The organism is uncultured Porphyromonas sp. (assembly GCF_915070105.1).
GTDB lineage: Bacteria > Bacteroidota > Bacteroidia > Bacteroidales > Porphyromonadaceae > Porphyromonas.
The window spans coordinates 20,606-30,000 of the sequence record NZ_CAJZFJ010000022.1 but is presented as its reverse complement, the minus strand read 5'-3'; the positions used below and the strand labels follow the sequence as shown (position 1 = coordinate 30,000).

5 protein-coding genes are annotated in these 9,395 nt (G+C 55.1%); 4 read left to right on the top strand and 1 reads right to left on the bottom strand.

Annotated features, from left to right (window positions below):
* Positions 1-645 precede the first annotated feature (645 nt).
* The gene (locus QZ554_RS03715) at positions 646-903 is read left to right on the top strand and encodes a hypothetical protein (protein ID WP_297194502.1); all 258 of its coding nucleotides are present in this window, start codon (positions 646-648) and stop codon (positions 901-903) included.
* A 175-nt stretch (positions 904-1,078) separates the two neighbouring features.
* Here the strand turns inward: QZ554_RS03715 and QZ554_RS03710 are convergent, their stop codons facing one another.
* Positions 1,079-2,722, bottom strand: a complete 1,644-nt coding sequence (locus QZ554_RS03710; RefSeq protein WP_297194500.1) for a BACON domain-containing protein — start codon at positions 2,720-2,722, stop codon at positions 1,079-1,081.
* An 827-nt stretch (positions 2,723-3,549) separates the two neighbouring features.
* Here QZ554_RS03710 and QZ554_RS03705 point away from each other — a divergent pair.
* The 3 genes from QZ554_RS03705 to miaB all read left to right on the top strand — a co-directional run bounded on the left by QZ554_RS03705 (position 3,550) and on the right by miaB (position 9,367).
* The gene (locus QZ554_RS03705; RefSeq protein ID WP_297194498.1) at positions 3,550-6,855 is read left to right on the top strand and encodes a DUF2723 domain-containing protein; all 3,306 of its coding nucleotides are present in this window, start codon (positions 3,550-3,552) and stop codon (positions 6,853-6,855) included.
* Positions 6,856-6,884: 29 nt separating this feature from the next.
* Entirely contained in the window at positions 6,885-7,517 is a 633-nt protein-coding gene (locus QZ554_RS03700) for a polysaccharide deacetylase family protein (protein WP_297178960.1), read from the top strand.
* A gap of 452 nt (positions 7,518-7,969) precedes the next feature.
* On the top strand, positions 7,970-9,367 hold the full coding sequence (gene miaB, locus QZ554_RS03695) for a tRNA (N6-isopentenyl adenosine(37)-C2)-methylthiotransferase MiaB (RefSeq protein WP_297194496.1): 1,398 nt from the start codon (positions 7,970-7,972) through the stop codon (positions 9,365-9,367).
* Positions 9,368-9,395: the final 28 nt, after the last annotated feature.

The window sequence follows — 9,395 nt, the reverse complement described above, 5'->3', positions numbered from 1 at the left end:
TGCGTAAGGAACTCTTTATACTATCCTCTATGGACTTTGCTCTTCGATCTAGGCATAGCCAAGGACGAGCTCCCTGGGGCAGGTGCGCACCAAGTGTTCTATGGTGGCAAGCCACAGCCAGAGTCCAAGCCGATACAATTGGTGAAGACCTCCTATGCTATTCCTTCGCTTGATCAGATAGTGGAGATTTGGCTCAAAAATGCTCACTAGCACTTGTTGAGCTGAAGGCTTTCTGATATACAAGTCTCACTAAGGCGCTACACCCCCGACCAGCAGGCTGCTGGTCGGGGGTGTAGTGCTTTTATTATAGGTGGATCTAGAGGCTTTCTTTCGGGCGAAGGGGAGGGCTCGAGTATTTCCTGCCAGGAGTGCAATACTTGGATTTATGTAGTGCAAGGGTGGAGTGTATACGCTAGCTCTCTATCTCTTTTGGGGGCTTTAAGCCTACATCACTATCTTTGAAATATGGGCAATGAGTTAGATACTTTATATCAGGCCTTTGGTATCCTGAGGCAATTGAAGGCGGAGGAGCAAGTAGCCTTGGCCTCCGCTGTGCGGAGGCGGGAGCTCAAGCGTCGGCAGTATATCATGCCGGTGGGAGGCATCTGCTAGTATTCCTCCTGTCTGCCCGAGGAGGTTCGTCTCGTGAAGGCCTTTGGTACGCTAGGGGCACAGAGCCTACAGGAGGCTGCCTATGCCTCACCCCGCAAGGTGCTCTTCTATGCGAGCAATTGCCCAAGCATTTGTGGGGACATCGATGCCCTGATCGAGGATGCAGGCTTTGCTCCCCTCTATCTCGGCGGACTAGAGCATAGTATCCGTCTCGAGGTCTTCGGAGCACTCCATGAGTTCGGAGCCCTGGGTAAGACGGTGACTCTAGAGGAAGCTAAGGCTCAGCTCTAAGTCCTCTCCTACAGAGTGCTTCCATCGTTGGGGCTCTCTGCCGATAGAGTAGGAGCTACTACAGTTAATCGACGTGCTTCTTGGGGCTCTCTCCTAGCCCCCACATAATGGGATCGCCCCGATAGGCTCTTGCCTGTCGGGGCGATCTCGTTTGCTAGGTGCTCTAGCGTAGAGGTTACTTGGCCAGTGCAGCTTCGATCTTAGCTAGCTCTGCCTTGTAAGCCTGCATAGCTCTTAGGTAGCTCTTGTAGTCGTTGAGGGTCTGGACAGAGAAGTTGTTCTTGCCCTCGACGTTGCTGTAGAGCGCTTGGATCTCTAGGATGTAGCGGCCCTCGTACTTGTTCTTCGGTACACTGAGGACGTAGGCGAGCTTCGTATCCTTGTTGAAGAAGGCGGTACCGCCGTTGCTTAGTACGCCGAAGTACTTGAAGCCATTCTTTTCAAGGAACTCGCGTACTTCCTTCGAGACGTGGAAGTTGCCTGCAAGGTCCATCCAGAACGCTAGCTCAGTATTATAGAAGATAGACTGTACTCCCATCGTGACATCGTAGTACTCATCATCAGGTGTAATCCCCTTCTTCTTGTCTTCCTGGACATAGAAGTAGCCGTGGAAGGATTCGGTTTCGAAGGCGTTCTTAACAACGAAGCGGTCGTAGTACTTGTAGGTGAGCTTCTCTTCACGCTTTCCGCCCCAGCCTTCTTCGATCTTGCGCACTTCGTCACGCTTCTTACCCATGATCTTCAGGTCTCTATTACCAAGTAGCTTGATCTGCTCCTGCAGAGGTAGTGTGCTGAAGGTCTTACACTCCTTGTCCTGACGTGGATCGTAGGTTGTGGTGATGGTAGTACCAGCTTCCTTGATCAGTACCTTGATCTGCAGGGGGATCTTGCTGCTCTTGTAGACAATGCTCTTCCTATCCTTAGAGTATTCAGGTTCATTGAAACCATTATCCTTGAGGAAGGCATCGAAGTGTGCATTATCCTTGATAAGCGTGCTATCTGAGCAGGTGGTAGTAGCGGAGGTGAAGCCGAGAGCATCCTTGCTGGAGAACTCGTACTGGATGTAGGTCATCGTCTTGCTACGGGTGGCGACACGGTAGGAGGTAGAGTTGAAGAGTCCGTCAGGGAGCTGGATCAGGGCGTGCCCGCGTCTAGCTTCCTCGCTCATCACCTCACCCAGCCCAGCAGGGTACTTGAGGATAGGTAGTACATACTGAACGGAGCCTAGCTGGACAATGTCTATTTCCTTGATCGTAGTCCCGAAGGTCAGGAGTACCTTAGCCTTGCGTTCATACTGTTCTGTGCTAGGCTTGGCTGTCAGCTTGAAGTCCTTCGAGGTTACTTCTCCTAGAGTCAGCCAGTCTACGGCTGTCGCTAGTTCGACCTTGGGGGTAGCGCCATTGGTGGAGAACTTGATGGTTTGCACTCCTCCCTTCTCGGTGAAGGTAAAAGAGGGGGTCTCCGTCTCGAAGATCACATCAGCGGAGCGCTGTGTGACAGCTACGCGCTTCTGTAGTCCACCAGCATTGATGATGACGGATGCCTTGCGGTCGTGTCCGTATTCATTCTTGGTGGCCTTGACTTTGAGGGTATTACCTGTCTGCTCAACGGAGAGCCAAGACTCCTGAGTGGAGAAGGCTGACCAGGTTTCCTTGTTGGTCGTGACGGTGACCGTCTGCTCGGCGCCATCCTTGGCGAATGTGAGTGTCTGGACGGAGAGGTCTAGGCTAGGCTCTTCGATCTCGCTCTGAGTCTTACAGGCGGGGAGAGCCAGGAAGAGTGCTAGACAGCCAAGCAGGTACTTGATGTTGCGTCTCATAAGTGTAGAGATGTATGTGAAAATAGGGGTGTAGGATGCACGAAATGTATCCTAAGTGTATAGTAGTAGATATACGCTACCCGATAGAGCTCTTTGTGCTCCGAAGTGTGGTAGGTAAGAAAGGGAAAGTGGGGGGCGCTAGGCGAAGCCCCGGCTGCGAAGCATCGAGGGGCAGGTGCCAGTCCTAGCTGGTCGTGGTGTCGTTTGCGCCTCTAGTGGAGGGCCTGTATCATAAGGTGGCCGCTGAGCGTCTGTCTCTAGTGGGAAGTGAATGAGGGCTTCCGAGGCTCTATGGTACACAGCGGGGGGCCAACCCTATCCTGCGTAGGTGAGTGATCACCGAGAGCCTGTACAGCCTGTAGGCGTGTAAGCTACTGCCAGTGCGATCATAATGTCTGTTCCTGTTACTGATACTGAGACCAAAAGGTCTGATTCCTGCACCAAAGTTAGAGAAATGTTCGTTAAACAACAACTCTTCACGTGATTATTATCTCGAGGGGTGGGGCCTGCCCCCCTTCGCTGATCGGGATGGTGGGGCTGGTTTATCCCCCTTAACTGAAGGGCCAAAACGATCATTATAGGAGCGCAGAGATGCTCTCGGTAAGAACGCTGAGGCGCTCTCGGTAAGAGCGTAGAGACCCCCTCTTGAGGTCTTTGTCTGTCGCGCCTCGGGGAGGAGGATACTTAGGCTGTACCTCCCAGACGGATGTGGAGGGGAGGATATGGGGCAGATAGTATCGGGATGTTGCTCATATTGACTATCTTTGTGCATATTTTCATGGCGTATAGAGCCCTACTATACCAGGTGGGGCATAAATAAGAAATACATGAATTGGAAACAATTTAACCGAGCAAATAACCTCCTCGGGTGGCTGGCCTTCGCAGTGGCTACCCTGAGCTACCTGCTCACGATCGGTCCCTCTGCGAGCCTCTGGGACTGCGCAGAGTTCATCGCATGCGTCTTCAAGCTAGAGATCGGTCACCCCCCCGGTGCCCCCTTCTTCATGCTCGTCTACAACGTCATTACCCACCTCGGTGGGGGGCTAGCGCATGTGGCTCTACTGGCCAATGCGACGAGTGCCCTACTGAGTGGCTTGACCATCCTCTTCCTCTACTGGACGATCACGCATATGGTGCGTCGGGTGCTGACCCCTACGGTGCGCCTGCAGCCTGGGAGCATCGCTCCCGAGGGTGAGGTGATGAGCCGTGGGCAGGGTATCCTGATCCTAGCCTCGGGGCTCGTCGGGAGCTTGGTCTATACGTTCTCGGACTCCTTCTGGTTCAGTGCCGTAGAGGCGGAGGTATATGCCTTCAGTTCGTTCTTTACGGCAGTGGTCTTCTGGCTGATGTTCAAGTGGGAGGAGCGTAGCGAGAATGTGCGTGCCGATCGCTGGCTCGTGCTCATCGCCTACCTCATGGGGCTCAGCATCGGGGTACACCTGCTGAACCTCCTCTGCCTACCTGCTATGGCGCTGGTCTACTACTACCGCACGACCAAGCAGGCGACCCTCAAGGGTGGGGTGATCGCCCTCCTCTCATCCTTTGCCCTCGTGGGGCTGATGATGTATGGGGTCATTCAGGGTGTGCCTAAGCTGGCAGGGAAGTGGGATATGCTCTTCGTCAATGGTCTCGGCATGAGCTACAATAGTGGTCTGTATGTCTACCTCATCGTCCTAGCCCTCGTCCTCGTATGGGGGGTATATGAGACCCAGCAGGCACTCACGGGCCGTAGTGTCTCGGGCAATCTGCGCCTGCGTCTCTCGCTAGCCTTCTCTCTCATCCTGATGGGGCTGCCGCTGATCGGTGGGGGCTGGATCGCTATCCTCCTCTCGCTGGCTATCCTAGGCTTCCTCTACTACTACAAGGCGATCACCTCCCGCACGGCACACCTCATCCAGATGTGCCTCGTAGCGATCGCCTTCGGCTTCTCCACCTACGGGGTGATCCTCGTACGTGCAGTAGCTGATCCTCCGATGAATGAGAATTCGCCAGCCGATGCCTTCACGCTCCGCTACTACCTAGCCCGCGAGCAGTATGGGTCGGCACCTCTGATCTATGGCCCTACCTTCGCCTCTCAGATCAAGTACGGCCCAGACGGACGTGCCGTGATGAAGGAGAATGAGCCTACCTATGGCCGTATCGACAAGGCTGACCCCAAGGCTGCCGATGAGTATGTCGTCCGCAGTCTCAAGGAAGAGCCCGAGTACGAGGATGGAGGGATGATGCTCTTCCCCCGTGTCTATGATCGTGGCCATGCTGCGATGTACAACTCGTGGATCGGTCGTGCGGAGGATGATATGACGATACCGACCTTTGGCGATAACCTCACCTACTTCATCAACTATCAGGTGAATTACATGTATTGGCGTTACTTCCTCTGGAACTTTGTGGGACGACAAAACGACCTACAGGGTGACGGTGGACTGCTCCGTGGGGGCGTGATGACGGGTATTCCCTTTATCGACTCGATCTTCTACGGAGATACCGATGCACTGCCTGAGCAGATGACCGATAATAAGGGGCATAACGTCTACTATGCTCTTCCTCTCCTGCTGGGTCTGCTGGGTCTCTTCTTCCAGATCGGCTATGGACGTAGGGGTACGGAGAGCTTCTGGACGACCTTCATGCTTTTCTTCATGACAGGGATCGCCATCGTGCTCTATATCAATCAGTATCCGGGTCAGCCACGTGAGCGAGACTATTCTTTCGTTGGTTCATTCTATGCCTTCTCTATATGGGTGGGCTTCGGTGTGACAGCGCTAGGGGTCTTCGTCAGTCGCCTGCTAGATGGCAAGGCCAAGAAGGCAACCAGCTCCTCCAACAAGGGGGCTACCCCAGTGGCTATCACCGCCACGACGGCACTCATCGTCTCACTGGTCGGTATCCTCATCCCCATCCAGATGGCTGGGCAGAACTGGGACGACCACGACCGCTCGGGACGCACCGTGGCAGGTGATATGGGACGCAACTACCTAGAGAGCTGTGCGCCCGATGCCGTGCTCTTCTGCTTTGGGGACAACGATACCTTCCCCCTCTGGTATGCCCAGGAGGTAGAGGGTGTACGCACCGATATCCGTACGGTGAACCTCTCCTATCTCGGTGGTGACTGGTACATCGATCAGATGAAGAAGCAGGCCTATGAGGGACGTCCCCTGCCGATAGGTCTCCTACCCACCTCCTACTACTATTACAATACTTATGCTTACCTAGCCCCTCAGGCTAAGGGAAGCCAGACGATCCCTCAGCTCCTCGGCTCGCTCGCTGGTGCACCTAGGTACAGCCCTGCTCGCCTAGATGTCTCTAGCCTCACGCTGCCTGTGGATAGTGCCACTGCAGCGAGACGCTTCGCTAGCGAATATCCCGACCTCGTCCAGCACATCACACCACAGATGGAGCTGTCGCTCGCTGGTAAGGGCTATCTCGATATAGGGAACCTCACGATATTTGACCTGCTAGAGGGCAATAAGTGGGAGCGTCCTATCTACTGGGCGGTGACCTCGCCACGCAATGCCTTCGCTGGGATGGATCAGCACATGGTGCAGACGGGGCTTACCTACCAGCTCCTGCCTCTGAGAGCAATGGCCGACAGCACGGGCCGAGCTCTGAGCTATGGCATTGGGAACCTCGATCGGATGTATGAGACGGTGATGACGAAGTTCCGCTGGGGCGGAGCGGACAAGCCCGGTACCTACTTCGACGAGAATGCTCGAGGGATCATCTCCACGCTACGCAATCAGGTCTTCACACCTCTGGCAGAGGGCTACCTCGACCGAGGGGATAAGGCTCGTGCTGTAGAGATCCTACGGAAGTGCCTCCGTGTCATCCTCGAGGAGAACGTCCCCTACGAGGTGAACTCGGTGTACTTCGCACGTACGCTCTATCGTGCGGGTCTGACGAAGGAGGCCGATCACGTCCTGCAGGTCGTGGCTCGTAAGTCCCTCGGTCTGCTGGCGTGGATGACTCGCCTCTCCCCCGAGCAGCTGGATCAGATCAGCCGTCATGGCGAGCTACAGGAGGCCTATATGGGTATCTCCTACTCGCTCGACATCGCCAAGGAGTTCGGCTCCACAGCACTCAAGAGCTACGAGGCTCAGATCGAGCAGCTCGTCCGAGCTCTAGGTGGCGGACAGTAGTTCGCCTTAGCCGATATAATATATACTAGATGGTCGAGAGACTTCTGTGTCGTGTACCGATGTGGTACCGCATGCTCATCCCTGGTGCGCGGTGGCGTATCCCAGCGATCACGGGGAAGAGTATCTATCTTACGTTCGATGATGGTCCGATACCCGAGGTAACCCCTTGGGTATTGGATCAGCTCGATGAGCTGGGGGTGAAGGCTACCTTCTTCTGCGTAGCGGACAATGTCCGTCGCTACCCCGAGCTCTTCGCCGAGATCCAGCGCCGAGGACATCAGGTAGGGAATCATACCTACCACCATATCCAAGGCCTCTTCCACTCCACCAAGTCCTATATGAAGGACGTGCATGCAGCGCATGAGCTGATCCGCTCCCGCTACTTCCGTCCGCCACATGGACATCTACGCATCTCGCAGAATATAGAGCTTAGCCACAGCTTCGAGCTCATCATGTGGGATGTCGTCACCCGAGACTACAACCCCAAGCTGAGCCCCGAGACGATCCTAGGCTACGTGCAGCGCTATGCACGCAATGGGTCGATCATCGTCTTCCACGACTCGCTCAAGGCGGAGCGTAATATGCGACAGGCTATGCCCGCCGCCGTACGCTGGCTACAGAGTGAGGGCTACCACTTCCTACGCATAGGCGATGCCCCCTAGGGGCGAGCGCTCCGTAGGGAGCATCGCTATACATACGTGTTGTCGATCGCTACCACCCCACGTAGGGGAGAGCGGCATCACCCAGACAGGGCGTATAGGAAATAGGGAAATAGAACCAATCCATCATCCAGATCAGATGACGAGCAATGCATATATAGATAGTGTGGGAGATCGGGTTCAGTTAAGGCTTCCGAGGGCTCACGGGTTATCCATGTACACTCAGCTAGGTGTGGATGAGTGCTCCTACGACAGCACCCCCTATAAAGAAAGCGGAGCCAGCTTCCCAGCTGACTCCAACCTATTAACCAAAACCTTAACTATGAAAAATCTTACATTTTCACTGCAAATATAAGCATAATATTTGAACCAACAAGTACTAGGGGAAGGTGCCTATGCCCCGCCCCCTTCTCGAGAGTCGGATTATTTACTAACGGATATTACTAGAATACACTATGACAAAAGCTGAGACAGCGGACTCTAAATCCGCAACGTCCCCAGTAGTCAAGCGCGTCTACATCGAGACCTATGGCTGTCAGATGAACGTCGCCGATAGCGAGGTCGTAGCCTCCATCATGCAGATGGACGGCTTCCACCTAACAGAGGATCCCGAGCTGGCTGATGCCATCCTACTCAACACCTGCTCGGTACGTGACAAGGCCGAGCAGAAGGTGCTCAACCGCCTTGAGTACTACCACTACATTCGCAAGAAGCGCAGACGCAAGGTCACCATCGGTGTCCTAGGTTGTATGGCTGAGCGAGCTAAGGGTGAGCTGATCGAGAAGCATCATGTCGATCTCGTCGTCGGCCCAGATAGTTACCTCGACCTACCGAACCTCGTCGGTGCCGTAGAGCGTGGGGAGAAGGCGATCAATGTCGAGCTCTCCACCAGTGAGACCTACAAGGATGTCCTCCCGCTGAAGATCGGTGGGGTGCACATCTCGGGCTTCGTCTCCATCATGCGTGGCTGTAACAACTTCTGCTCCTACTGCATCGTCCCCTACACCCGGGGTCGGGAGCGCAGCCGAGAGCTGGAGAGCATCATACGTGAGGTCAAGGATCTAGCGAGCAAGAACTATCGAGAGGTGACCCTGCTCGGGCAGAACGTGAACTCCTACCGCTTCGTCGATGGGGAGCGTGCCTATGACTTCGCCGACCTGCTGGAGGCTGTCGCGCTAGCTGTACCCGAGATGCGTATACGCTTCACCTCGCCCCACCCCAAGGATATGGACGATAGGGCGATCCAAGCGATGGCCAAGCACCCCAATATCTGCAAGCATATCCACCTGCCCGCCCAGTCGGGCAACGACCGTATCCTCAAGCTGATGAAGCGCAACTATACCCGAGCGTGGTACCTAGAGCGTGTCGCCGCTATCCGAGCCGTGATGCCGGACTGTGCGATCACGTCGGACCTCTTCTGTGGCTTCCACGATGAGACGGAGGAGGACTTCCAGGACACGCTTAGTCTGATGAGGGAGGTCGGGTATGATGCGTCCTTTATGTTCAAGTACTCCGAGCGTCCCGGGACGTATGCGGCGAAGTACCTAGAGGATAATATCCCCGAGGAGGTGAAGATCCGCCGCCTGCAGGAGATGATCGACCTACAGAACCAGCTCTCCCTAGAGAGCAACAAGAGGGATGTGGGTAAGGTCGTCGAGGTTCTCGTCGAGGGCTTCAGCAAGCGTAGCCGAGAGCAGCTCTTTGGCCGTACGCAGCAGAACAAGGTCGTGGTCTTCGACAAGCAGGGCTATCGTGTCGGGCAGTACGTCGAGGTGCTCGTCGAGGATGCTACGGCGGCGACCCTCCTAGGTAAGCCCGTTCACCCAGCTGAGGGCTTCGTCCCAGCACCCTAAACCCCTCTCGGTAGAGAGCTAGCTTAGC